The following is a 24,429-nucleotide window of genomic DNA, read 5'->3' as shown; positions in this document are numbered from 1 at the left end:
TTTCGGCTCCGTTATGCGGCGTTAAATGCGTCCGGGTAGAGGTTCAGAATGTCGGCAATATCCTGCTGAGATAGCCCGTGATGTTCATTAATGGCGGCATTATGGTTCACAAGTTGGATCACCTTGAGAACGTCGCCACGGCAGGAAAAGCGGTAGCGCAGGTGTGCGCCGATACCATCCGGGTTTTTCTCGTCGATACGCTCTAGTTGAATATCAAGCTGGCGCTCCAGTTCAGACGCATAATTACGCCCGGATGAAAGACGGCAGTAGCGCAGAATATCATTTTCTGTCCATCCCTCTACGCCAGTGCGCAGCATATAGACGCGGGCGCGGTGTTTCTTTGGGGTACGCTTAGGTACTTGTACCGGGCTGGTGGTCGGCGTAATATCAGACGTGCGAATATCTGAGTTAGCCGCCTGCTGTACGGGGCGGTTTTTCTTTTCCATTACGCCACCTCGCCACGCGACTCAGCGATGCGCTGATTAATCCACTCGTCAATTTCACTTTCAATAAAAGCGATAGAGCGGGAACCAATTTTAATTGCTGCGGGAAAACGTTTCTCGCTCATAAGACGGTATAACCACGCCTTACTATAGCCAGTACGCTTTTGTACCTCGGCAAATCTAATTAATGACTGAGACATATTTACCTCGTAACGTCCATTGCGGTTTACGAGATAGTTACACTAAAAACCATAGTAATATAGGTAGGCATGATTTTGTTGTGTACCCACCCTTGCCGATGAATCAAAAATATTGGGGGGTACTAATAATGGGTAGGTAAAACACACTTATGATGACTAATGCCACGAAAAATCATGTAGAGCACCCACCATTACTCATGAATGGTAGGCACACACTATCCTTTTGATTTTTTTATCCTTCTTCCTATGCCTTGCAGACAGGATGGGCGTAAAACAAGGTTCACCGCCTCCGCCATATTTTTACCTGCCCCCCGTTCCGTCAAGTAATCAATTACTTCTTTTTTTGTTGGAGCTGTCTGGGGGTCGTCTTCATCATAAGTTGACCAAAGTTCCTTTATAGCATCCTGAACGAATTCCAAACCTTCACTTTGATGTTCATATTTGGGAAGTAATAGAATGCCAACATCATTTTTCTCTGGAACAACATCAATAACATTTTGATCGGAGATAGTTTCACAACTGAAAGAAATTATTTTATCTGGGGATGGCTTACGTACAAAATCAACGCGCTCATTTTCAACCCACATAAATAGTGAATCACGAGTAATTATTGTTTTATCTTTTGATATGTCACTTTTACGATCAGTTGGCTTAATTTCATAAAATTCTTCACAGCCATTCCATTCATCACCGATCCATCTAACCGAAAGACATTGAACTGGAGTTAACACCCCACGACGGATAGCACTTATGATCCCTTCGGATATTCCCCAAGCCATTTTCCAACGTTCATGACGAGTACTTCTAACTCCCTCAAGACCATTTGCATAATCATAGGGGTCAATTCCCGCAAGCAATAACGCAGCCTGGGTAATACTAAACTCCTGTACTGTTTTCCAATGAGATAGATCAGGAAGGTTTTCAACAACAGGCATATTCTACCTCGCACCCTCTAATTTTGGCGGCGATGCCTCCCCGCAGAGGTATACGGGTTTTTGGTGATCAGCCTAGACATAGCCTATTCTTTGTTCATCTACAGAAGTCTACCCCGGTATAGAATAACTGTCTATTCGACCAGTCATGAGGATTTACCAAAACGCCCGTGAACCACGTTTTCACGGTGTTCCAGCGCATCCATATAGTCGGCATACCATTGAAGCATTTCCCGGCGGCCATCGAGATATTGAGCGTGGTTGTATGTGCCTCGAATAGAGTTTTTATCGACGTGGGCGAGCTGCGTTTCAATCCATGCGGTGTTATAGCCCTGTTCGTGGAGAATGGTACTCATGGTGTGGCGGAAACCGTGGCCTGTTACTCTCCCGGCATACCCGATGCGTTTAAAAACCTGGTTAATGCTGGCTTCACTCATGGTTTTACGCGGATCATTACGCCCAGGGAATATATAGGGATAGCGACCTGTCATTTCCCGGATACGCATGATTATTGCTTGCGCCTGTAATGACAATGGCACGATGTGTGGGCGGCGCATCTTCATTCGTTCCGCCGGAATCTCCCAAACAGCAGCATCAACGTCGATTTCCTGCCATGTAGCTCCTCGGAGTTCACCTGTTCTTAAACCAGTGATGATCAGCAAACGCGCGGCCAATACCACCAGCTCACTACCTGAGTAACGTGATAGCGCCTCAAAAAATGCGGGAAGCTCAGGCGCATTCAGGAAAGGATAGTGGCTGGATTCATGCCCCTGCATAGCGCTGGTGAGATCTGGCGCTGGGTTGTATTCAGCCCGGCCGGTGACAATGGCATAGCGGAAGACTTCACCGCAGCGCTGCCTAACCTTCTTAGCCTTCTCCGTTGCCCCTCGCCCCTCCATTCGGCGAAGCACATTAAGCAATTCGAGCGGCTTGATTTCCGCGATTGGTTTTTTACCAATGTACGGAAAAACATCTTTATTGAATGCCTCCATAATGTCTGAGGCGTACCCCTCAGACCATTTGTATAGTTTGCTGGAGTGCCATTCACAGGCAATTTCCTGAAACGTATTCCTGACATTTGCCTCTCGGGCTATCTTTTCTTCCCGTTTCGCTTCGTTGGGATCGATACCCCCAGCGATACCCCTTTTTGCCTCATCACGTTTAGCTCGCGCATCAGCAAGGGTAACGTCTGGATATACTCCCAGAGCCAGCAGCTTTTCTTTGCCTGCCACACGATACTTAAGCCGCCAGTATCGTGCGCCATTTGGGTTAACCAGAAGATAAAGCCCACCACCATCAGCAAGTTTATAGGGTTTATCTTTTGGTTTAGCGGTATCAACCTGGCGGGCGTTGAGCTTCATTGGGGGTATCTCCACAAGACCGAACAGCACATACCCCCGAATGTACCCCCAGAAGCATGTAGATTTTGGGGTATGTCAGTAGACGTAAAAATACTATCAGGAGCGACACAATGCAGAGTATAAGGGGTTTGAGTGAACTTTAGTAGACGTTAGAAGATGTTTGAATGGTGCCGATAATAGGAGTCGAACCTACGACCTTCGCATTACGAATGCGCTGCTCTACCAACTGAGCTATATCGGCCCTGAGAGGCCGGTTACGAGCGTAACCACGGGGCAAAAGAGTAGATCTAACAGGGTGATGCGTCAATGGCCTTGTGAATCAAACGGCTAATTTTGCACCACCCCGATTTTATTTACGCACGAATCGTATCGTCGCCGAAGCCGATCCACTTGTAGGTGGTCAGCGCTTCCAGCCCCATCGGGCCGCGCGCGTGCAGCTTCTGGGTGCTGACGGCAACTTCTGCGCCTAAACCAAACTGGCCGCCGTCGGTGAAGCGGGTTGAGGCGTTAACGTAAACGGCAGAAGAATCCACCTCGTTCACGAAGCGGTCGGCATTGCGTAAGGTGCGGGTCAGGATCGCGTCAGAGTGCTGCGTACCGTGTTCACGAATGTGCGCAATAGCGTCATCCAGATCCGCAACCACCTTCACGTTCAGATCCAGCGACAGGAACTCGTCGTCGTACTGCTCCGCTTTTACCGGGACCACGGTCGCCGGGCCCGCTTTCAGCAGCGCCAGCGCGCTGGCATCGGCGTGAAGCGTGACGCCGCTTTCTGCCATCTGCTTGCTCAGCGCAGGCAGGAACTCAGCGGCGATGCCCTGATGCACCAGCAGCGTTTCCACCGTATTACAGGTGCTCGGACGCTGGGTTTTGGCGTTGACGATAATTTTCAGCGCAGGCGCAATCTCGGCGCTGTCGTCCACAACAATATGGCACACGCCGATACCGCCGGTGATCACCGGAATCGTCGATTGCTCGCGGCACAGCTTGTGCAGACCCGCACCGCCGCGTGGGATCAGCATGTCGATGTACTTATCCATACGCAGCATCTCGTTGACCAGCGCGCGATCCGGGCTTTCGATAGCCTGGACGGCTCCCGCCGGCAGACCGCACTCTTCCAGCGCCTGTTGGATAACGCGCACGGTGGCGGCGTTGGTGCGCCAGGTCTCTTTCCCGCCGCGCAGGATAGCGGCGTTACCGGTTTTCAGGCAAAGGGAGGCAACATCAACGGTCACGTTCGGACGCGCTTCGTAAATCACCCCGATCACCCCCAGCGGGACGCGGCGGCGTTCGAGGCGCAAGCCGCTGTCGAGCAGCCCGCCGTCAATCACCTGCCCGACCGGATCGGCCAGATTACACACCTGACGAACATCGTCGGCGATACTTTTCAGGCGCGCCGGGTTCAGCGCCAGGCGGTCGAGCATGGCTTCGCTAAGGCCGTTGCGACGCGCTTCGAGCAGATCCTGCTCATTGGCGAGCAAAATTTCCTGCGACTGGGCTTCCAGATAATCAGCGATTTTTTCCAGCACGCGGTTTTTCTCGCGGCTGGAAAGGAGCGCCAGTTTGTAAGAGGCGGCTTTGGCAGCGGCGCCCATTTGTTCCAGCATGTTCAGGCTCCTTAACGAATAATCATGTCATCGCGATGCACGGCAACCGGGCCATATTCATAGCCCAGAATAGCGTCGATCTGCTGGGAGTGATGCCCGGCAATGCGGCGCAGGGCGTCGCTGTTGTAGCGGCTGACGCCGTGGGCGATGTCGCGCCCTTCGAGGTTGCGGATGCGGATCACTTCACCACGCGAGAAGTTGCCTGTCACGCTTTTAATTCCTTTTGGAAGCAATGAACTCCCTCTTTCCAGAATTGCCGAGGTTGCCCCTTCATCCACGGTGATTTCACCCGCCGGTGGTGCGCCGAAAATCCAGCGCTTGCGGTTTTCCAGCGGGGATTCCTGGGCGTGGAAGCGCGTTCCGACGGAGATGCCCTCCATCACGTCGCCAATGACGCCCGGGCGGCTGCCGGCGGCGATCACGGTGTCGATGCCCGCGCGACAGGCCACGTCGGCGGCCTGTAATTTGGTGCCCATACCGCCGGTGCCCAGGCCGGACACGCTGTCGCCCGCGATGGCGCGCAGCGCATCGTCAATACCGTGAACGTCGGCGATCAGCTCAGCATTTGGGTTGTTGCGCGGATCGGCGGTAAACAGCCCCTGCTGGTCGGTCAGCAGCAGGAGCTTATCGGCGCCCGCCAGAATCGCCGCCAGCGCGGAGAGGTTATCGTTATCGCCTACTTTAATTTCAGCGGTTGCCACGGCGTCGTTTTCGTTAATTACCGGCACGATGTTGTTGTCGAGCAGCGCACGCAGCGTATCGCGGGCGTTCAGGAAGCGCTCGCGGTCTTCCATATCGGCGCGCGTCAGCAGCATCTGCCCGACGTGAATGCCATAAATAGAAAACAGCTGTTCCCAGAGTTGAATGAGTCGGCTCTGCCCCACGGCGGCCAGCAGCTGCTTGGAGGCGATGGTTGCGGGGAGTTCGGGGTAGCCCAGATGTTCGCGCCCGGCGGCAATGGCCCCGGACGTCACAATCACAATGCGATGCCCTGCGGCATGTAATTGCGCGCACTGGCGTACAAGCTCAACAATATGGGCGCGATTTAGGCGGCGCGATCCGCCTGTTAACACACTGGTACCGAGTTTTACCACCAGCGTCTGGCTGTCACTCATGATTCTCTGCCGTTCAACAATAAGGGAAATGATGTCAAACAGACGTTGTAACAGGACTCAGCGCCGTTGCCAACTGCCATAGCATAAAGTGGAACACTTTGTTGCGCGGGATCAGGAAGCGTAGCGGCAGAATTTGACAATTTTATTACTGAAATAATAAATCACCGTTTTTTAAAATTATTCTTAGATTGTCATAAAACGTTCATTGCAGAACGATAAAACCCTTCCTGTTTTTCACGGAGCAATAACCCGCGTTTATTGCTCAGCGAATATTAGCGCGTTTATAAAACTCAGGATTGAAAATGAAAAAGAGTACTCTGGCATTAGTGGTAATGAGCGTTGTTGCTTCTGCATCTGTACAGGCAGCCGAAGTTTATAATAAAGACGGTAATAAACTCGACGTGTACGGCAAAGTCAAAGCAATGCACTACATCAGCGATGATGCCTCTAAAGATGGTGACCAGACTTACGTTCGTTTCGGCTTTAAAGGCGAAACGCAGATTAACGATCAGCTGACCGGTTATGGTCGCTGGGAAGCGGAATTCTCCGGCAACAAAGCCGAGAGCGACGCAACGCAGAAAACCCGTCTGGCCTTTGCGGGTCTGAAGCTGAAAAACGTCGGCTCTTTCGACTACGGTCGTAACCTGGGCGCGCTGTACGACGTGGAAGCCTGGACCGATATGTTCCCGGAATTTGGCGGCGACTCTTCCGCGCAGACCGATAACTTCATGACCAAGCGTTCAAGCGGCCTGGCAACCTACCGCAACACCGACTTCTTCGGCGCCGTTGATGGCCTGGACATGACCCTGCAATACCAGGGCAAAAACGAAGGTCGTGATGCCAAAAAACAGAACGGTGACGGCTTCGGTACCTCTCTGACCTATGACTTCGGCGGCAGCGATTTCGCTATCAGCGGCGCGTACACCAACTCTGACCGCACCAACGACCAGAACCTGCTGGCGCGCGGTGAAGGTGATAAAGCAGAAGCCTGGGCCACCGGTCTGAAATATGACGCAAACGACATTTATATGGCGACCATGTATTCTGAAACCCGCAATATGACCCCAATTTCCGGTGGCTTTGCGAATAAAGCTCAGAACTTCGAAGTGGTTGCTCAATATCAGTTCGATTTTGGTCTGCGTCCTTCCCTGGGCTATGTTCAGTCTAAAGGCAAAGATATTGAAGGGATCGGCGACGAAGATATTGTGAAATATATCGACGTGGGCGCGACCTATTATTTCAACAAAAATATGTCCGCGTTTGTGGATTATAAAATCAACCAGATCGATGACGATAATAAACTGGGCGTAAGCAGCGATGATATCATTGCCCTGGGTATGACGTACCAGTTCTGATTTTGCTCCAATAAAAAAGCCTGGCACCTAATGCCAGGCTTTTTTTTGTCGGGAATTAGTGCGGTCTGGTGCCCTCACCCCGGCCCTCTCCCACAGGGAGAGGGAGTAGAGTTTTGTAGGCCCGGTTAGCGCAGCGCCACCGGGCAACAGGGTCACATGATTACGCCGTCAGCTTCACCGCTTCGCTGGAAAAATCATCCGCAGGTTCGAGCTTCAGATCCAGCGTTGCCAGCAGCGCTCTGGCCTTTTCGAGATACTCTTTCAGGGTATGTTCGAGGCGGTCAATCACTTCCTGATCTTTGATTGGCGCGGCCTGCCAGTTGCCGTCTTTGTTGAACAGCCCAAACTGATAGCTGTAGGTAAAGCGCTTTTCTTCTGCTTCCATTTCCATCCACCAGCCCCAAAACTCACGTTTTTCAGGTGCAGGCTTCACATTGACGCATACAGCCAGGCAGTCGAAAAAAAAGCGATTCTCTTCACACTGCTCTTCTCGAATATACGGGCCAAGAGCCATGAACTTCTTAATCAATCTACTTTTCGGGTGTCCACTCGGTAACGTCATTGCGATCTCCTTTTGTGAATCCACTGTTTTATCAAACCAGCAAAATTTAGCAATCTATTAACACAACCTCTGCGTTAACCAGCGCGTAATCTCTTTGAGCGCCTTGTCAAAATTCTGATACACCGGGCTGAAAGGCACTTCGAGCAGCTTGCCATCCGCAGATGACGACGTGATTAAGCGTGACTCCTCTTCCGGGCTGAACGGATCGTTTTTCCAGTAGCCGGAGAGCATCGGCGTAGGGCAGCGACGCCCCAGCAATCCCTGCACTTTTAGCGAGTAACGATTGAGCTCCACGCGCAGCGCTTCGTCTGATGCATCATGCATACCAAGTCGGCTGGCGAGCACATCCAGGTACATCTCAGGCACGTTGCCCTGACGGGCGGGTTCGCTTAACAGCGCGTGGACTACAGGGCCGAGACAGGCCACCGCTTTGAGGCGCGAGGATTCCAGATAGGCCAGGCGCACCGCCACGTTTGCCCCGAAACGGAAGCCGAATGCGGCAACCCGGGTGTGGTCAACCCACGGAATATTCTCCAGCGCTTTTAGCGCGTGCTGGTGCAGCAGGCTTGAGTCCTGAGTCAGCTTCCACTTCGTAGAGAAGCCAATCGACGGCATATCAAGCGTCAGCATGGCGATCCCTTTTGGTGCAAAGTAGCGCTCAAACAGGCTGTAATAATCCGTCTGGAGGGAGTCCAGGCCGCCGCACATCAACACCACCGGGAACGGGCCTTCCCCGTCCGGCATATGCAGGAACCCGGTGACGGGCGCGCCGCCCGGAATGGTGAACTCCAGCTCGCGCATCCGCACCGGCAGATGTTGAGCCGCCTCTTCATAAGCGCGATTTGCCAGCGCCTGGGCCTGCTCGGCCAGTTCGTCGCCTTTCAGATGGGGATAAGCAGCAATGCTGTAAAGGTTGGAGGCGTGAAGCCAGTATTTTCCGCTGAGCGCGGCGTCCTGCTCCTGGCTGGCCTTTTGCTGCCAGAGCATCGCCTGTTTGGACCACTCGTAAATCCAGTTTCCACCGCGATAGCCCACCACGGTGTCATAGAGTTCGCTGTCGGTGCGTTCGGCCTCGCTCATGACGATACGCGCCTGCACGTCGAGGATTTCACGGGGATCGATACCGCGCCAGATCCACATCAGGCGGTTAATCATGCGGTACCAGTGGGGCACGTTTTTGCCGTCTAAGGCAGACTGGACTGAAGGCATGGCGCCCGGGTTAAAACGGCGCACCAGCGTCGAGGTTTCCGGGTGTTTAAAGCGGGGTTTGAATAGCGTTTCGCTAAGGTTTGCCTGCGTCATTGCATTGCCTCCATGAATACGTCGTATGGAGTCTATTGTAACTCGCCGCAGGCTAAAAAAAACAACGCCCGGCAAAACCGGGCGTTAAAAGCATTTCGCGGCGGAATTAACGGCCAGAGATTGGCGGTACGAATACCACGCCCATATCCCACGGCTGTTCAATCCAGGTATCCTGCGGGATATCAATCACGTAATCATCAACCAGCGGACGACCAGCCGGCTTAGCGAAGATAGTGACGAAGTGCGCTTTTGGATACATTTCGCGGATAGCCACCGCGGTACCGCCGGTATCAACCAGATCGTCAATAACGATGAAGCCTTCACCGTCGCCTTCCGCGCGCTTCAGCACGGTCAGCTCACGCTGGTTGTCGTGGTCATAGCTGGAGATACAAACGGTATCGACATGACGAATACCCAGCTCACGTGCCAGCAATGCACCCGGTACCAGACCGCCACGGCTAACGGCAATAATGCCTTTCCACTGCTCGGAAGGCATCAGACGCGCAGCCAGTTTGCGTGCGTGGATCTGCAACATGTCCCAGGTGACGACGTATTTTTCGCTCATGTGAAGTGTCCCAGCCTGTTTATATACGGCTTAAAAAGTGTTCAAGGGGGAAATAGGTTGCGCGAGATTATAGAGATCTGACGCACTAAAAACCAGTGTTTAGCGCCCGGCGCCTGAGTTTTTACATGCTTTATGCTACCCGCAACCAGAGAAAGTGGTATTCTCAGTTGCATCTCGCAAGCCCGACTTGTGGTAACTATTAACCTGCTAACCCTGTGACCTGCAACATTCTTTGCAGCGCATCGACAAGGAGACTTATCGTGTCTGAACTGTCTCAATTATCTCCACAGCCCCTGTGGGATATTTTTGCCAAAATCTGCTCTATCCCGCACCCGTCCTATCACGAAGAACAGCTTGCCGAACACATCATGGGCTGGGCGAAAGAAAAAGGGCTGCACGCCGAGCGCGACCAGGTTGGCAATATTCTGATCCGCAAACCTGCTACCGCAGGTATGGAAAACCGTAAACCGGTCGTGCTTCAGGCGCACCTGGACATGGTGCCGCAGAAAAACAACGACACCGTTCACGACTTCACCAAAGATCCTATCCAGCCTTATATCGACGGCGAGTGGGTGAAAGCGCGCGGCACCACCCTGGGCGCGGACAACGGCATCGGTATGGCTTCTGCCCTGGCCGTGCTGGCTGACGACAGCGTTGAGCACGGTCCGCTGGAAGTGCTGCTGACTATGACCGAAGAAGCGGGCATGGACGGCGCGTTCGGTCTGCAAGCGAACTGGTTGCAGGCGGATATCCTGATCAACACCGACTCCGAAGAAGAGGGTGAGATCTACATGGGTTGTGCCGGTGGTATTGATTTCATCTCTACCCTGCCGCTGTCCCGTGAAGCGATCCCTGCGGGCTTCCAGACCTTCAAGCTGACGCTGAAAGGGCTGAAAGGCGGTCACTCCGGTGGTGATATCCATCTGGGTCTGGGCAACGCCAACAAACTGCTGGCGCGTTTCCTGGCGGGCCACGCGGCCGAGCTGGATCTGCGTCTGGTTGATTTCAACGGCGGTACGCTGCGTAACGCAATCCCGCGTGAAGCCTTCGCTACCGTTGCGGTGCCGTCAGCGAAAGCGGACGAGCTGAAAAAGCTCTCCAGCGTCTATCTGGACATCCTGAAAAACGAACTCTCTGAGAAAGAGAAAAACCTGACCGTGGTGCTCGAATCCGTGACCACGGATAAAGCCGCGCTGACCGCACAGTCTCGCGATAGCTTTGTTCAGCTGCTGAACGCGACGCCAAACGGCGTGATCCGCAACTCCGACGTGGCGAAGGGCGTGGTAGAAACCTCCCTGAACGTGGGCGTGGTGACCATGAGCGACGACAGCGCGGAAATCATCTGCCTGATCCGTTCTCTGATCGACACCGGTAAAGAGTACGTTGTGAGCATGCTGGAATCTCTGGGCACGCTGGCGGGCGCGAAAACGTCTGCAAAAGGCAGCTACCCGGGCTGGCAGCCGGATGCAACGTCTCCGGTCATGGCGCTGGTGCGTGAAACCTATCAGCGTCTGTTCAACAGCACGCCGAACATTCAGGTTATCCACGCGGGTCTGGAGTGCGGTCTGTTCAAGAAACCGTATCCGGACATGGATATGGTGTCTATTGGGCCAACCATCACCGGGCCACACTCCCCGGATGAGCAGGTTCATATTGAAAGCGTGGGCCATTACTGGACCCTGCTGACGGAACTGCTGAAAGCGATCCCGGTTAAGTAATTCCCTCACCCGCCCTCTCCCAACGTGAGGGTGAACAACGCAGGCCCGGTAAGCGCAGCGCACCGGGCTTTTTTACAACCCCAGCACCAGCTGACGTTCTAACTGCGGATCCAGCAGCGTGACGTGCAGTCCCACCAGCCTTACGCCTCGCCCGCTCCGCCGTTCATCCCAGGCTTTTTTTGCCGTGGCGATAAGGTCGTCTTTGTTCAGGCGCGGCCAGACGTGCTCCTGCGTGGTCTGCTGGAAGTCGTTGAACTTGAGTTTGATACCCTGTCTCGCGATCAGCAGGTCGGGCTTCACCTTGATTAAACGCCGCTCCAGCTCGGGGTAAAGCTGTTCCGTGATGATGGCTTCACACTCCGACCACTCATGAATATCTTCAATCAGGGTGCGCTCGACCCCGACCGATTTACGCAGCCGCTCGTTATTCACGTCGCGATCGTCAATGCCCTGACTGCGCTCCCACAGCACGCGGCCAAACTTCCCGAAGCGCTTAAGCAGCAATGCCAGGTCGCTGCGCTGCACGTCTTCGCAGGTGCGAAGCCCCATGCTTTCAAGCTTTGCGGCGGAGACTTTCCCGACGCCGGGAATTTTGCCGAGCGGCAGGGTCTTTAAAAACGCGGGCACCTCTTCGGGGGTGATGACGTACTGGCCGTCAGGCTTGTTTAAATCAGAGGCGATCTTGGCGAGAAACTTCACCGGCGCGACCCCGGCCGACGCGGTCAGGTTGAGCTCATTAGAAATGGTGCGGCGGATCTCCTGGGCCATCAGAGTAGCCGAGCCGTGGCAGTGCAGGCTGTCGGTGACGTCCAGATAGGCTTCATCCAGGGACAGAGGTTCAATCAGCGAGGTGTAGCGGGAGAAGATTTCCCGAATATGCAAAGAGGCTTCTTTATAGGCATCAAATCGCCCGGGCAGAAGGGTGAGATGAGGACAGAGTTTAAGCGCCATCGCCGTGGGCATCGCGCTGCGCACGCCAAATTTACGCGCAGGATAGTTGGCGGTGCTGATCACCCCACGCTGCACGCGGCTGCCGCCAATGGCGATGGGAATGTCCCGTAGCGCCGGGTTGTCACGCATCTCCACTGCGGCAAAAAAGCAGTCCATATCGACATGGATTATTTTGCGCATAGTAAGCCCTCACTCATCACTGGATAAGTATACAGTAAACAAATGAGGGTTGAGAAGCAGATGTAAAAACGCCGGGCGGCGGCTTGCCCTACCCGGCCTGATTACACTTAGATAATGCGCTGCTGTTCGCGGGCCATGCGTTTTTTACGCGCATCGCAGGGTTCCGGGCAGTCGCAGACTTTTTCCATCCCAATGGAGGAGATCCCGCCGCAGCTACCCTGAATGCTTTTGCGCTTAATGATCCAGCCTAACGACATGCCGAACACCACCAGCACAAACACCGCAAATGTTGCCAGAAACGTCAGCATCATCAGCCTCCGAAATCATCAAGCATGATGTTCTCGTCTTCCACACCAAGATCTTTCAGCATCTTGATCACCGCAGCGTTCATCATCGGCGGGCCGCACATGTAGAACTCACAGTCTTCCGGTGCCGCGTGCTGCTTGAGGTAGTTCTCATAGAGAACGTTATGAATAAAGCCAGTATAGCCCGTCCAGTTATCTTCCGGCTGTGGATCCGAGAGCGCCACGTGGAAGGTAAAGTTCGGGTTTTCACGCGCCAGCTGCTCGAACTCGTCCTCATAGAACATCTCGCGCAGGGAGCGAGCGCCGTACCAGAAGCTGATTTTCCGCGTGCTGCTAAGCCGCTTGAGCTGGTCAAAGATATGCGAACGCATCGGCGCCATGCCCGCACCGCCGCCGATAAAGACCATTTCGGCATCGGTATCTTTAGCAAAGAACTCCCCAAACGGACCCGAGATCGTCACCTTATCCCCCGCTTTCAGCGACCAGATATAGGAGGACATTACGCCCGGCGGCGCGTCCGGCACGTTAGGCGGCGGGGTGGCGATACGCACGTTGAGCATAATAATGCCCTTCTCTTCCGGGTAGTTCGCCATGGAATAGGCGCGCAGAGCAGGTTCTTTCACCTCAGAGACAAAGCGGAAGAGGTTAAATTTATCCCAGTCAGCGCGGTATTCATCCGGCACGTCGAAATCGGCATAGGCAACGGTGTGCGCCGGGCATTCAATCTGAATATACCCACCCGCACGGAACGGAACGCTTTCTCCTTCCGGCACGCGCAGCTTAAGCTCTTTAATGAAGGTGGCTTTGTTATCGTTAGAGATAACCTCGCACTCCCATTTCTTCACGCCGAAGATCTCTTCCGGCAGCTCAATCTTCATGTTCTGGCGCACCGCCACCTGGCAGGCCAGACGGCAGCCCTCTTTTGCTTCGCGCTTGGTGATGTGCGCAAGCTCGGTCGGAAGAATATCCCCCCCGCCCTCTTTCACCGTAACGCGGCACTGGCCGCAGGAGCCACCGCCGCCACAGGCGGAAGAGACAAATATTCCGTTACCGGAAAGGGTGTTAAGCAGCTTGTCACCCGCCGGAGTGCGGATCTGATTCTGCGGTTCGTCATTGATATCAATAATGACGTCGCCTGAATTCACAAGCTTTGAGCGCGCGGCCAGAATCAGCCCCGACAGCACCAGTACTATGAGCGTGAACATCACCACGCCAAGAATAATTTCCATATCGAAGCCCTTAAAGCTGCACGCCGGAGAAGGACATAAAGCCCAGCGCCATCAGCCCGGTGGTGATAAAGGTGATCCCTAAGCCGCGCAGGCCTGCCGGCACGTTGGCATACTTCATTTTTTCGCGGATCCCCGCCATGGTCACGATCGCCAGCATCCAGCCGATACCGGAACCAAACCCATAAACAATGGATTCACTGAAGTTGTAATCGCGCTGAACCATGAACGACACGCCGCCGAAAATGGCGCAGTTCACCGCGATAAGCGGCAGGAAGATCCCGAGCGCGTTATAGAGCGACGGGAAGTACTTATCGAGGATCATCTCCAGGATTTGAACCAGCGCCGCAATCACGCCAATAAAGGTGATGAAGTTAAGGAAGCTAAGATCAACGCCCTCAACCAGCGCGCCATCGCGCAGCACAAAGTTGTACACCAGATTGTTAATCGGCACCGATAAACCCAGCACCACGGTGACCGCCACGCCCAGGCCAAATGCCGTCGATACCTTTTTGGAAACCGCAAGGAACGTACACATGCCAAGGAAGAATGCGAGCGCCATGTTTTCAACAAACACCGCGCGCACGAATAAACTCAGGTAATGAGCCATTGTCGGTTACTCCTTTTCCTGCTGTTCTGGCTTCAACGTACGAATCAGCCAAATCAGCAAACCGATAATGAAAAACGCGCTTGGCGCGAGCAGGAACAGCCCGTTTGGCAGATACCAGCCGCCGTTCTGGACGGTGTCCAGCACGGTGATACCAAACAGCTTGCCGCTGCCAATTAGCTCGCGCAGGAAACCCACCATCAGCAGGATCACGCCATAGCCGAGGCCGTTGCCGATCCCATCCATAAAGCTCGCCAGCGGCGGCATCTTCATGGCGTAAGCTTCCGCTCGCCCCATCACAATGCAGTTGGTAATGATCAGGCCGACAAACACCGAGAGCTGTTTTGACGTTTCATAGGCAAACGCGCGCAGCAGCTGATCGACCACGATCACCAGCGAGGCGATGATCGCCATCTGCACGATGATCCTCACGCTGTTCGGAATGTGGTGGCGGATCATCGAGATGAACATGCTGGAAAACGCCGTCACCAGCGTTACCGCCACGGTCATCACCAGCGCCGTTTCCAGCTTGGTGGTCACCGCCAGCGCCGAACAGACCCCGAGCACCTGTAGCGTAATCGGGTTGTTGGCTAAAAGCGGGCCAATGAGCACCTTTTTAACTTCTTTCAATTCGCCCGCATCAGCCATTGTTCAGCGCTCCTTCACGTACATTTTTCAGGAAGGGGCCGAAACCCAGCTCCCCCATCCAGAAATCAAAACTGTGCTGTACCCCGTTAGAGGTCAGCGTCGCCCCGGAAAGCCCGTCAACGGCGTATTCATCCCCCGGACGCGCGGCGCCTTTCACCACCTTCAGCGCAGGCTGGCCGCTATCATCGAGGACTTTTTTGCCGATAAACTGCGCGCGCCAGTTAGGGTTTTCCACCTCACCGCCCAGCCCCGGCGTTTCGCCCTGGTCATAGTAGGTGATGCCCTTGACGGTGCGGCCGTCCGTATCAAGCGCCACGAAGGCGTACATCATTGACCACAGGCCGTTGCCATACACCGGCAGCACCATCTCCTGGACGCGCTTCTGCTCGTCCCGCACCAGATAGATTTCAGCGATATTGCTGCGACGCTTAATGCCCGCCGGATCCTGCGATGCCTCAAGCGCGATGCTCATCTGCGGGTCTTTCAGCGCCAGCGCCTGGTTGTATTTCGCCGGGTCTTTATCCAGCAGCTCACCGGTTTTTAAATTTACCAGCCGCGCCGAGATGCGTTCAGCAAAAATTTTGGCCACGTCGTCTGTGGTCATGCCTTCCTGCATCAGACCCGCAACGGCCAGAATATTGCGCTGTTTATCCAGCGCGCGCTGCTCCTGTTGCAGCGGCTTTAACCCTACGGCAGAGCCAGCAACCACGATGGAACAGACCAGGCAAAGCACCAGCACCACCAGCAAGGTTTTGCCGATGCTGTCGTTATTTTTGATATCAGCCACGCGCCTTCCTCCGCTTAATATTGGCGCGCACCACCAGATAATCGAATAGCGGCGCAAACAGATTGGCAAACAAAATGGCCAACATCATCCCTTCCGGATAAGCCGGGTTGACCACGCGAATCAATACGCACATCACGCCAATGAGTGCGCCATACCACCATTTCCCTTTGTCGGTGAACGATGCCGATACCGGGTCGGTTGCCATAAACATCATGCCAAACGCAAAACCACCCAGCACCAGATGCCAGTACCACGGCATGGAGAACATAGGGTTGGTATCAGAGCCGATAAGGTTGAAGAGCGTTGCGGTAAGCACCATGCCGAGCATGACGCCCGCCACAATGCGCCAGGAGGCGACACGCCCGAACAGAATAATCGCCCCGCCAATCAGGATCATCAGCGTTGAGACTTCACCGATAGACCCCGGGATGTTGCCCAAAAACGCGTCAAACCAGGTCACGGGCTGGCCGGTGGCGTTATTCATCAGCGTTTCACCGCCGCGTGCCGCCCACTGAGAAAGCGGCGTCGCACCGGAGAAGCCGTCTGCTGCCGTCCACACTAAATCCCCGGAGATCTGCGCCGGATAGGCGAAGAACAGGAACGCGCGTCCCGCCAGCGCCGGGTTGAGGAAGTTACGCCCGGTGCCGCCGAAGATCTCTTTAGCAATCACCACGCCGAAGCTGATCCCCAGCGCCGCCTGCCACAGCGGCAGCGTTGGCGGCACAATCAGGGCAAACAGGATGGAGGTAACAAAGAAGCCTTCGTTGATTTCATGTTTGCGAATAATGGCAAACAGCACTTCCCAGAACCCGCCGACGACAAACACCGTCAGGTAGATGGGCACAAAGAAAACCGCGCCCAGGGTCATCATGCTTATCCAGCCCGCATCGGCGGAAAAGCTCACCCCGAGCATCTGAGCGACACGGTAGTGCCAGTCAGACTGAATAACCTGCGACAGCTGGGAGGCGTCGTACAGGTGATGCAGCGCCGGAATGGTTTGCAGCCCGACGTTGTACATTCCCCAGAACATCGCCGGGAAGACCGCAAACCAGACCAGAATCATCATGCGCTTCAGGTCGATGGCATCGCGAACGTGCGCGGCCCCTTTCGTGACCTGCCCAGGCGTGTAGAAAATGGTTACCGTCGCTTCATATAGCGGATAGTACTTTTCCAGCTTGCCGCCCTGCGTAAAGTGCGGCTCCATTTTTTCGAAGAGGTGTTTTAAGCCCATCAGTTATCCTTCCTGCTCAATGCGGGTTAACACCTCGCGCAATACGGGTCCGTATTCGTATTTTCCTGGGCAAACGTAGGTGCAAAGTGCCAGGTCTTCTTCATCCAGCTCCAGGCAGCCCAGCGCCTGCGCGCTGTCGGAATCCCCGGCCAGCAGATCGCGCAGCAGCGGCGTAGCCAGAATATCCAGCGGCATTACGCGCTCGTAGTTGCCGATGGGCACCATCGCACGCTCACCGCCGTGGGTGCTGGTCGAGAAGTTAAACAGCTTGTGACGCAGGAAGTGGCCGAGCGTGGTGCGGGTGACGGAGTACTTGTCTGCCCCCGGCAGCACCCAGCCAAACAGCTCTTTATCACGCCCTTCCTGAAGCATGCTGACCTGCAAATGAAAGCGCCCCAGAAACGCCTGCGCGCCCGTAGCGTGTCTGCCGCTCAGCACGGAGCCGGAAATCAGACGGTTTTCACCCTCTTTTGCTTCACCCGCCAGCAGCTCGTTGATATCGGCGCCCATCAGGGTGCTGACCAGACGCGGACGCGCGGCCTGTGGCCCACCGAGTGCGATTACGCGCTCGGCGCACAGTTCGCCCGCCATAAAGAGCTTACCGATGGCAATCACGTCCTGATAATTCAGGTGCCAGACCTGCTTCGCCAGGCTGACAGGCTCAAGGAAGTGGATGTGCGTGCCGGGAAGCCCGGCAGGATGCGGACCGGCGAATTCGTTAAAGGTCACCTGCCCTTGCGGATGCCCGCCCAGCTTGCCGCCGCTGGCCTGACAGACGTGGACTTTCCCCTCCGTCAGCCGGGTAAGCAGCGTCAGCCCGGCATCGAAGGCTTTGCGCTGGGCAAGGATAATCGGCTCGGGATCGGCGCTAAGCGGGTTGGTGTCGATAGCGGTAACAAAAATCGCCGCCGGAACGGAGCCGGGTACCGGAGATTTGCTGAAGGGACGGGTGCGAAACGCCGTCCACAGGCCGGATTCCAGCAGCTGGGCCTGCACAACATCGCGGCCGAGCGTGGCGAAATCGTCTGCGTCAAAACGCGAAAACGCGCGCTGCTCGTCGCCTTCAATGCGGATCACGACCGACTGCAACACGCGACGCTCGCCGCGGTTGATCGCCGCAACGGTGCCGCTGGCAGGTGCGGTGAACATGACGCCAGGATTTTTTTTATCTTCGAAGAGGGCCTGGCCTTTTATGACGCGTTCGCCTTCCTGCACCAGCATTGCCGGGCGCATCCCGACGTAGTCGTCACCCAAAATGGCGACATGACGCACGTCAGGGCCGGGCGAAACGTGCTGTTCGGGCACGCCTGCAATCGGGAGATCAAGTCCTTTTTTAATTCTAAACATGTGGTTAGCAAGTATCCATGAACAATAATCCAGAGAGGCCGCGAGTGTACCATTTTCGCCTCTTTGGGTGCAGGGAAACCGCCGTAGTGCGCGTCAAAATGCGAGCCATTACGCAAAGTTTCTGGCGTCATGGTGATGTGAATGCGATATGAGGATAAAACTATTTTGTAAACCCAGCCGTTCGCTCTTGCGAAAAACTACAGCGGTGCTAATGTGAGCGCTCCTAAATCCAGATTACTCTGATTACGGGTCTCTTTTGCCGTCCTGGCAAGTTGGTTTTTAGCTTTATCAAGGAACTTGTAGTATGCGTAAAATCGCATTGTTCATTGCGATGCTTCTGATTCCGTGTGTGTCATTTGCCGGGCTGCTCAGCAGCAATAGCTCTACCACGCCAATCAGCAAAGAATATAAACAACAACTGATGGGATCGCCGGTTTATATTCAGATCTTCAAGGAAGAGCGCACACTCGATCTGTTTGTCAAAATGGGCGAGACCTATCAGCTGCTTGATAGCTACAAAATCTGTAACTATTCCGGTGGGCTGGGGCCAAAACAGCGTCAGGGCGACTTCAAAAGTCCGGAAGGGTTTTACAACGTTCAGCGTAGCCAGCTAAAACCGGACAGCCGCTTCTATAAAGCGATCAATATCGGCTTCCCGAATGCCTACGATCGAGCGCACGGTTATGAAGGTAAGTACCTGATGATCCACGGTGCCTGCGTATCGGTCGGCTGTTATGCGATGACCGACAGCGGTATTGATGAGATTTTCCAGTTCGTGACCGGCGCGTTAGTCTTTGGTCAACCGAACGTGCAGATCAGCATTTATCCGTTCCGCATGACCGACGCCAACATGGCTCGCCACAAGTACTCGTACTTCGCGGATTTCTGGAAGCAGCTGAAGCCAGGCTATGACTACTTCGAGCAGACCCACAAGCCGCCTGTTGTGTCGGTGATTGATGGCCGGTACGTGGTCAGCAAGCCGCTGAGCCACGAAGTCGTCCAGCCGCAGCTGGCGTCAAATTACGCGGTCCCCGAGACAAAATAGTACCCACTCGCCTGGCATAATCTTTTGCCAGGTTTCGTTGCCCGTCAGCGGCTGCGTCGCAATGACCGTGACCACATCGTTCGGTGTGGTCTCTTTCTGAAAATCAATTTCCACGTCCTGATCCAGAAGCTTCGCCACGCCAAACGGCGCGCGACGGGTGATCCAGAACAGATTCGTTGAGCAGAACGCCATTACGTACCGCCCGTCAGAGAGCAGCATGTTAAACACGCCCTTCTCACGCAGTTCAGACGCCAGCGACGCGATGTATTTGAAGACGGCAGCCATGTTCCCCGGCGTGCGCGGATAACGCTCGGTCAGCTTGTGCAGCAGCCAGCAGAACGCCTTTTCGCTGTCCGTTTCACCCACCGGGCGGAAGTTACCGGTTTCCAGCGTTTTATAGCCCGTGAGCTGCCCGTTGTGGGCGTAGGTCCAGTTGCGGCCCCACAGTTCGCGGGTAAACGGATGGGTGTTTTCCAGCGCCACCTCGCCGCGATTCGCCTGGCGAATATGCGCGATCACCGAACGGGACTTGATCGGGTAATCCTGCACCAGTTTGGCAATCGGTGAATTAAAGCTGGGTTGTGGATCTTTGAACGTGCGACAGCCTTTACCCTCGTAGAAGGTAATGCCCCAGCCGTCTTTATGCGGCCCGGTTCCTCCCCCGCGCTGTACCAGCCCGGTGAAACTAAAGCAGATATCGGTTGGCACATTGGCGCTCATCCCGAGCAGTTCGCACATACGTCACCTCCACAACAGCGGGGGCAAAAGTGCCCCCAGCGAAGTCTTACTTAACCATCTCTTTTTCGATTAACTGGATCAGGATATGGATCACTTTAATGTGAATTTCCTGAACGCGGTCAGCGTAACCGAAGTGCGGAACGCGAATTTCAATATCCGCTGTACCCGCCATCTTACCGCCGTCTTTCCCGGTCAGGGTGATCACTTTCATCCCCTTTTCCCGCGCCGCCGCAATGGCTTTGATCACGTTCGCAGAGTTACCTGAAGTGGAAATACCCAGCAGCACGTCGCCTTCACGGCCTACCGCTTCCACATAACGGGAAAAGATGTGGTCGTAACCGAAGTCGTTGCCCACGCAGGAGATGTGGCTGACGTCGGAAATCGCAATCGCCGGGTAGCCCGGACGGTTCTCGCGATAGCGACCGGTCAGCTCTTCCGCGAAGTGCATCGCATCGCAGTGTGAACCGCCGTTACCGCAGGAGAGCACTTTGCCACCGGCTTTAAAGCTGTCTGCCAGCAGGACCGCCGCGCGCTGAATAGCGTGAATATTGGCTTCATCTTTCAGAAAGTTAGCCAGCGTTTCCGCCGCTTCGTTCAGTTCGTTACGAATAAGATCCTGGTACATGAGGATAATCCTTCAGCATTGATGAAAATAACACTGTGCAGTGTACCGGATAGGCGCAAAAGCGAGAAGTTAAAGCCTGCCGATTCTGCTGCTGTTTTATTTTTTCGTGCCGACGAAAAGCTGAACAATGTGAACCAGGTTGTAATTATTTTGTAAACACATTGCTAAAGGAAATAACATCCACTACAACCATATCATCACAAGTGGTCAGACCTCCTACAAGCAAGGGAGCTTTTCTTTATGATGATTTTGAGCATTATCGCAACCGTTGTTCTGCTCGGTGTGTTGTTCTATCACCGCGTCAGCTTATTCCTGAGCAGCCTGATTCTGCTGGCCTGGACGGCTGCGCTTGGCCTCGCGGGTTTGTGGACTATCTGGCTTCTGGTTCCACTGGCCATCATTCTGCTGCCGTTTAACCTCGTCCCGATGCGCAAGTCGATGATCTCCGCACCGGTGTTCCGGGGCTTCCGTAAAGTGATGCCGCCAATGTCGCGTACCGAGAAAGAGGCGATTGATGCAGGCACCACCTGGTGGGAAGGCGATCTGTTCCAGGGCAACCCGGACTGGAAAAAGCTGCATAACTACCCGCAGCCGCGCCTGACGGCTGAAGAGCAGGCCTTTATCGACGGCCCGGTTGAAGAAGCGTGCCGCATGGCGAACGACTTCGCGATCACCCACGAAATGGCCGATCTGCCGCCGGAGCTGTGGGCGTATCTGAAAGAGCATCGCTTCTTCGCGATGATCATTAAGAAAGAGTACGGCGGGCTGGAATTCTCCGCTTACGCTCAGGCGCGCGTGCTGCAAAAACTGTCGGGCGTGTCGGGGATCCTGGCGATCACCGTTGGCGTACCTAACTCGTTAGGCCCGGGCGAACTGCTGCAACATTACGGCACTGAAGAGCAAAAAAATCACTATCTGCCGCGCCTGGCGCGTGGTCAGGAAATTCCGTGCTTCGCGCTGACCAGCCCGGAAGCGGGTTCCGATGCGGGTGCTATTCCGGATACCGGCGTGGTCTGCATGGGCGAATGGCAGGGCGAGCAGGTGCTGGGTATGCGCCTGACCTGGAACAAACGCTACATTACGCTGGCTCCTATCGCTACGGTACTGGGTCTGGCATTCAAGCTCTCTGACCCGGAAAAACTGCTGGGCGGTGAAGCGGATTTGGGCATTACCTGTGCGCTGATCCCAACCTCCACGCCGGGCGTTGAAATTGGTCGTCGTCACTTCCCGCTGAACGTGCCGTTCCAGAACGGACCGACGCGCGGTCAGGATATCTTCGTGCCGATTGATTACATCATCGGCGGCCCGAAAATGGCCGGTCAGGGCTGGCGTATGCTGGTGGAATGTCTGTCGGTCGGTCGTGGCATCACCCTGCCGTCCAACTCCACCGGTGGACTGAAGTCGGTGGCGATGGGGATTGGTGCTTACGCCCATATCCGCCGTCAGTTCAAAATCTCTATCGGCAAGATGGAAGGTATCGAAGAGCCGCTGGCGCGTATCGCGGGCAACGCCTACGTGATGGACGCCGCCGCTTCTCTGATTACCTACGGCATTATGCTCGGCGAAAAACCGGCCGTGCTGTCGGCGATTGTGAAGTACCACTGTACCCACCGCGCGCAGCAGTCAATCATTGATGCAATGGATATCGCGGGCGGTAAAGGCATTATGCTCGGCGAAGGCAACTTCCTGGCGCGCGGCTATCAGGGCGCACCGATTGCCATCACCGTTGAAGGGGCGAACATTCTGACCCGCAGCATGATGATCTTCGGCCAGGGGGCAATTCGCTGCCATCCGTACGTGCTGGAAGAGATGGCCGCCGCGCAGAATAACGACGTGGACGCCTTCGACAAGCTGCTGTTCAAACATATCGGCCACGTGGGCAGCAACAAGGTACGCAGCTTCTGGCTCGGCCTGACGCGCGGCCTGACCAGCGCGACGCCAACCGGCGATGCGACCAAACGTTACTATCAGCATCTGAACCGCCTGAGCGCCAACCTGGCTCTGCTGTCCGATGTATCGATGGCGGTGCTGGGCGGTAGCCTGAAGCGTCGCGAGCGTATCTCTGCCCGTCTGGGTGACGTGCTGAGCCAGGTGTTCCTCGCCTCTGCGGTTCTGAAGCGTTACGACGACGAAGGCCGTCAGGAAGCGGATCTGCCGCTGGTTCACTGGGGCGTGCAGGATGCGATGTATCAGGCCGAGCAGGCGATTGACGATCTGCTGGCGAACTTCCCGAACCGTTTTGTGGCGGGCGCCCTGCGCGTGGTGATCTTCCCGACCGGTCGTCATCATCTGGCGCCGTCCGACAGGCTTGAGCATAAAGTGGCGAAGATCCTGCAAATCCCGAGCGCGACCCGCTCCCGCATCGGCCGTGGGCAGTATCTTGAACCAACCGAGCACAACCCGGTGGGTCTGCTGGAAGAGGCGCTGCTGGACGTGATGGCCGCCGATCCGATTCACCAGAAAATCTGCAAACAGCTGGGCAAAAACCTGCCGTTCACCCGTCTGGATGAGCTGGCAAAACAGGCCCTGGCGGGCGGTATCATTAATAATGATGAAGCCGCGATTCTGGTGAAGGCCGAAGAGAGCCGTCTGCGCAGCATTAACGTGGATGATTTCGACCCGGAAGAGCTGGCGACACAGCCGGTAAAGCTGCCGGAGAAAGTCCGCAAACCTGAAGCCGCATAGCGCGTTTCGCTTCCACAAACCCCGCCTCGTGCGGGGTTTTTTATTGGCACAAATTATAATTCCGTCGTGCTACAGTGTCCGGACGCTGTTCAACGAGGAGTCTTAACTGTGCCTGGTTTGAAGATTACGATTTTACAACAACCTTTAGTGTGGATGGATGGCCCTGCCAACCTGCGCCACTTTGACCGTCAGCTGGAAGAGATTACCGGGCGCGATGTGATTGTCCTGCCGGAGATGTTCACCACGGGCTTTGCGATGGAAGCGGCGAAACAGTCGATGCCGGAGGCGGATGTGGTGGCCTGGATGCAGGCAAAGGCGCAGCAGACCAACGCCCTGATCGCGGGCAGCGCCGCGCTGCAAACCGAGCGTGGTCCGGTGAACCGTTTCCTGCTGGTTGAGCCGGAAGGCAAGGTGCATTTCTACGATAAACGTCACCTGTTCCGCATGGCGGACGAGCATCATCACTATGAAGCGGGTAATGAGCGGGTGGTGTTTGAGTGGCGCGGCTGGCGCATTCTGCCGCTGGTGTGCTACGACCTGCGCTTCCCGGTCTGGTCGCGTAACCGCAACGATTACGACCTGGCGCTGTACGTCGCCAACTGGCCTGCACCGCGCTCTCTGCACTGGCAGGCGCTGCTGGTGGCGCGCGCCATCGAGAATCAGGCGTACGTCGCAGGGTGTAACCGCGTGGGGACCGACGGCAACGGGCATCACTATCGTGGCGACAGCCGGGTGGTGAACCCGCAGGGCGAGATTATCGCCACCGCCGAGCCGCATCAGGCGACGCGTATTGATGCCGAGCTGTCGTTGACGGCGCTGAAGGAGTACCGCGAGAAGTTTCCGGCCTGGCAGGATGCGGATCCGTTTAGCATTGGATAAAATTTCCCCTCACCC

General features: G+C 55.3%; 24 protein-coding genes and 1 tRNA gene. 5 read left to right on the top strand and 20 right to left on the bottom strand.

The annotated features are described in order from the left end of the window. Positions 1 to 11: 11 nt before the first annotated feature. The 7 genes from ACSVHP_RS06070 to proB all read right to left on the bottom strand — a co-directional run bounded on the left by ACSVHP_RS06070 (position 12) and on the right by proB (position 5,658). Entirely contained in the window at positions 12 to 446 is a 435-nt protein-coding gene (locus tag ACSVHP_RS06070) for a hypothetical protein (RefSeq protein ID WP_033146207.1), read from the bottom strand. After that, positions 446 to 643 carry a helix-turn-helix transcriptional regulator gene (locus tag ACSVHP_RS06065; RefSeq protein ID WP_048241341.1) on the bottom strand — a complete coding sequence of 66 codons (198 nt, stop codon included), beginning with the start codon at positions 641 to 643 and terminating at the stop codon, positions 446 to 448. Before ACSVHP_RS06065 ends, ACSVHP_RS06070 begins: the two co-directional genes overlap by 1 nt. A gap of 215 nt (positions 644 to 858) precedes the next feature. Beyond that, a complete protein-coding gene (locus ACSVHP_RS06060) occupies positions 859 to 1,578 on the bottom strand; it encodes a hypothetical protein (RefSeq protein WP_087855513.1) in 720 nt (239 codons plus the stop codon). 143 nt (positions 1,579 to 1,721) lie between these two features. Beyond that, entirely contained in the window at positions 1,722 to 2,936 is a 1,215-nt protein-coding gene (locus ACSVHP_RS06055) for a tyrosine-type recombinase/integrase (RefSeq protein WP_087855512.1), read from the bottom strand. A gap of 165 nt (positions 2,937 to 3,101) precedes the next feature. Beyond that, positions 3,102 to 3,177: transfer RNA gene (locus ACSVHP_RS06050), tRNA-Thr, on the bottom strand. Positions 3,178 to 3,289: 112 nt separating this feature from the next. Then, positions 3,290 to 4,543: a glutamate-5-semialdehyde dehydrogenase gene (gene proA, locus ACSVHP_RS06045; protein WP_447551275.1), complete on the bottom strand. Its 1,254-nt coding sequence runs from the start codon at positions 4,541 to 4,543 to the stop codon at positions 3,290 to 3,292. Positions 4,544 to 4,554: 11 nt separating this feature from the next. Continuing rightward, positions 4,555 to 5,658: a glutamate 5-kinase gene (gene proB / locus ACSVHP_RS06040; RefSeq protein ID WP_447551274.1), complete on the bottom strand. Its 1,104-nt coding sequence runs from the start codon at positions 5,656 to 5,658 to the stop codon at positions 4,555 to 4,557. A gap of 302 nt (positions 5,659 to 5,960) precedes the next feature. Here proB and phoE point away from each other — a divergent pair, with 302 nt between their 5' ends. Further along, on the top strand, positions 5,961 to 7,013 hold the full coding sequence (gene phoE / locus ACSVHP_RS06035; RefSeq protein WP_447551273.1) for a phosphoporin PhoE: 1,053 nt from the start codon (positions 5,961 to 5,963) through the stop codon (positions 7,011 to 7,013). A gap of 160 nt (positions 7,014 to 7,173) precedes the next feature. Here the strand turns inward: phoE and crl are convergent, their stop codons facing one another. The 3 genes from crl to gpt form a co-directional block, all read right to left on the bottom strand. Further along, on the bottom strand, positions 7,174 to 7,575 hold the full coding sequence (gene crl, locus ACSVHP_RS06030; protein ID WP_447551272.1) for a sigma factor-binding protein Crl: 402 nt from the start codon (positions 7,573 to 7,575) through the stop codon (positions 7,174 to 7,176). A 57-nt stretch (positions 7,576 to 7,632) separates the two neighbouring features. Beyond that, positions 7,633 to 8,877 carry an esterase FrsA gene (gene frsA, locus ACSVHP_RS06025; protein WP_447551271.1) on the bottom strand — a complete coding sequence of 415 codons (1,245 nt, stop codon included), beginning with the start codon at positions 8,875 to 8,877 and terminating at the stop codon, positions 7,633 to 7,635. Positions 8,878 to 8,983: 106 nt separating this feature from the next. After that, complete coding sequence (gene gpt, locus ACSVHP_RS06020) at positions 8,984 to 9,442, bottom strand: xanthine phosphoribosyltransferase (protein WP_010427903.1); 459 nt, start codon at positions 9,440 to 9,442, stop codon at positions 8,984 to 8,986. A 260-nt stretch (positions 9,443 to 9,702) separates the two neighbouring features. Between gpt and pepD the strand changes: the two genes are divergently transcribed. Continuing rightward, the gene (pepD, locus tag ACSVHP_RS06015) at positions 9,703 to 11,160 is read left to right on the top strand and encodes a cytosol nonspecific dipeptidase (RefSeq protein ID WP_234675820.1); all 1,458 of its coding nucleotides are present in this window, start codon (positions 9,703 to 9,705) and stop codon (positions 11,158 to 11,160) included. 72 nt (positions 11,161 to 11,232) lie between these two features. Here pepD and dinB read toward each other — a convergent pair whose 3' ends face one another. The 8 genes from dinB to ACSVHP_RS05975 all read right to left on the bottom strand — a co-directional run bounded on the left by dinB (position 11,233) and on the right by ACSVHP_RS05975 (position 18,442). Next, positions 11,233 to 12,291, bottom strand: coding sequence for a DNA polymerase IV (dinB, locus tag ACSVHP_RS06010; RefSeq protein WP_417315678.1), 1,059 nt, complete (start codon positions 12,289 to 12,291; stop codon positions 11,233 to 11,235). 107 nt (positions 12,292 to 12,398) lie between these two features. After that, on the bottom strand, positions 12,399 to 12,602 hold the full coding sequence (gene nqrM / locus ACSVHP_RS06005) for a (Na+)-NQR maturation NqrM (protein ID WP_234675824.1): 204 nt from the start codon (positions 12,600 to 12,602) through the stop codon (positions 12,399 to 12,401). Then, positions 12,602 to 13,825: an NADH:ubiquinone reductase (Na(+)-transporting) subunit F gene (gene nqrF / locus ACSVHP_RS06000; RefSeq protein WP_417315676.1), complete on the bottom strand. Its 1,224-nt coding sequence runs from the start codon at positions 13,823 to 13,825 to the stop codon at positions 12,602 to 12,604. The genes nqrM and nqrF overlap by 1 nt, the downstream gene beginning before the upstream one ends. 10 nt (positions 13,826 to 13,835) lie before the next feature. Next, positions 13,836 to 14,432 (bottom strand): NADH:ubiquinone reductase (Na(+)-transporting) subunit E, encoded by a 597-nt coding sequence (nqrE, locus tag ACSVHP_RS05995; RefSeq protein ID WP_014069020.1) that lies wholly within the window; start codon positions 14,430 to 14,432, stop codon positions 13,836 to 13,838. Positions 14,433 to 14,438: 6 nt separating this feature from the next. Beyond that, positions 14,439 to 15,077 (bottom strand): NADH:ubiquinone reductase (Na(+)-transporting) subunit D, encoded by a 639-nt coding sequence (locus ACSVHP_RS05990; protein ID WP_436354873.1) that lies wholly within the window; start codon positions 15,075 to 15,077, stop codon positions 14,439 to 14,441. Then, positions 15,070 to 15,864 (bottom strand): Na(+)-translocating NADH-quinone reductase subunit C, encoded by a 795-nt coding sequence (locus ACSVHP_RS05985; protein ID WP_234675829.1) that lies wholly within the window; start codon positions 15,862 to 15,864, stop codon positions 15,070 to 15,072. The genes ACSVHP_RS05990 and ACSVHP_RS05985 overlap by 8 nt, the downstream gene beginning before the upstream one ends. After that, positions 15,857 to 17,095, bottom strand: a complete 1,239-nt coding sequence (locus tag ACSVHP_RS05980) for an NADH:ubiquinone reductase (Na(+)-transporting) subunit B (protein ID WP_447551270.1) — start codon at positions 17,093 to 17,095, stop codon at positions 15,857 to 15,859. Before ACSVHP_RS05980 ends, ACSVHP_RS05985 begins: the two co-directional genes overlap by 8 nt. 3 nt (positions 17,096 to 17,098) lie before the next feature. Next, complete coding sequence (locus tag ACSVHP_RS05975; RefSeq protein WP_447551269.1) at positions 17,099 to 18,442, bottom strand: Na(+)-translocating NADH-quinone reductase subunit A; 1,344 nt, start codon at positions 18,440 to 18,442, stop codon at positions 17,099 to 17,101. Between the two features lie 304 nt (positions 18,443 to 18,746). On the opposite strand from ACSVHP_RS05975, the gene dpaA reads away from it, so the two are divergent. Continuing rightward, complete coding sequence (gene dpaA, locus ACSVHP_RS05970; protein WP_417315669.1) at positions 18,747 to 19,487, top strand: peptidoglycan meso-diaminopimelic acid protein amidase; 741 nt, start codon at positions 18,747 to 18,749, stop codon at positions 19,485 to 19,487. On the opposite strand, the gene ACSVHP_RS05965 is transcribed toward dpaA, so the two are convergent. After that, positions 19,458 to 20,225, bottom strand: coding sequence for a class II glutamine amidotransferase (locus ACSVHP_RS05965; RefSeq protein ID WP_234675837.1), 768 nt, complete (start codon positions 20,223 to 20,225; stop codon positions 19,458 to 19,460). The genes dpaA and ACSVHP_RS05965 overlap by 30 nt on opposite strands. 46 nt (positions 20,226 to 20,271) lie before the next feature. Continuing rightward, positions 20,272 to 20,850 (bottom strand): D-sedoheptulose 7-phosphate isomerase, encoded by a 579-nt coding sequence (gene lpcA, locus ACSVHP_RS05960; protein WP_417315667.1) that lies wholly within the window; start codon positions 20,848 to 20,850, stop codon positions 20,272 to 20,274. Positions 20,851 to 21,090: 240 nt separating this feature from the next. Between lpcA and fadE the strand changes: the two genes are divergently transcribed. Together fadE and ACSVHP_RS05950 are read left to right on the top strand one after the other, a co-directional pair. Beyond that, a complete protein-coding gene (gene fadE, locus ACSVHP_RS05955) occupies positions 21,091 to 23,535 on the top strand; it encodes an acyl-CoA dehydrogenase FadE (RefSeq protein ID WP_234675841.1) in 2,445 nt (814 codons plus the stop codon). 108 nt (positions 23,536 to 23,643) lie between these two features. After that, complete coding sequence (locus ACSVHP_RS05950) at positions 23,644 to 24,414, top strand: amidohydrolase (RefSeq protein WP_417315663.1); 771 nt, start codon at positions 23,644 to 23,646, stop codon at positions 24,412 to 24,414. The last annotated feature ends 15 nt before the right edge of the window (positions 24,415 to 24,429 follow it).

The sequence above is a fragment of the Enterobacter sp. 186315 genome (assembly GCF_053290175.1).
Note: the sequence above shows the minus strand (reverse complement) of the source record. Positions and strands in the feature narration are given on the sequence as shown.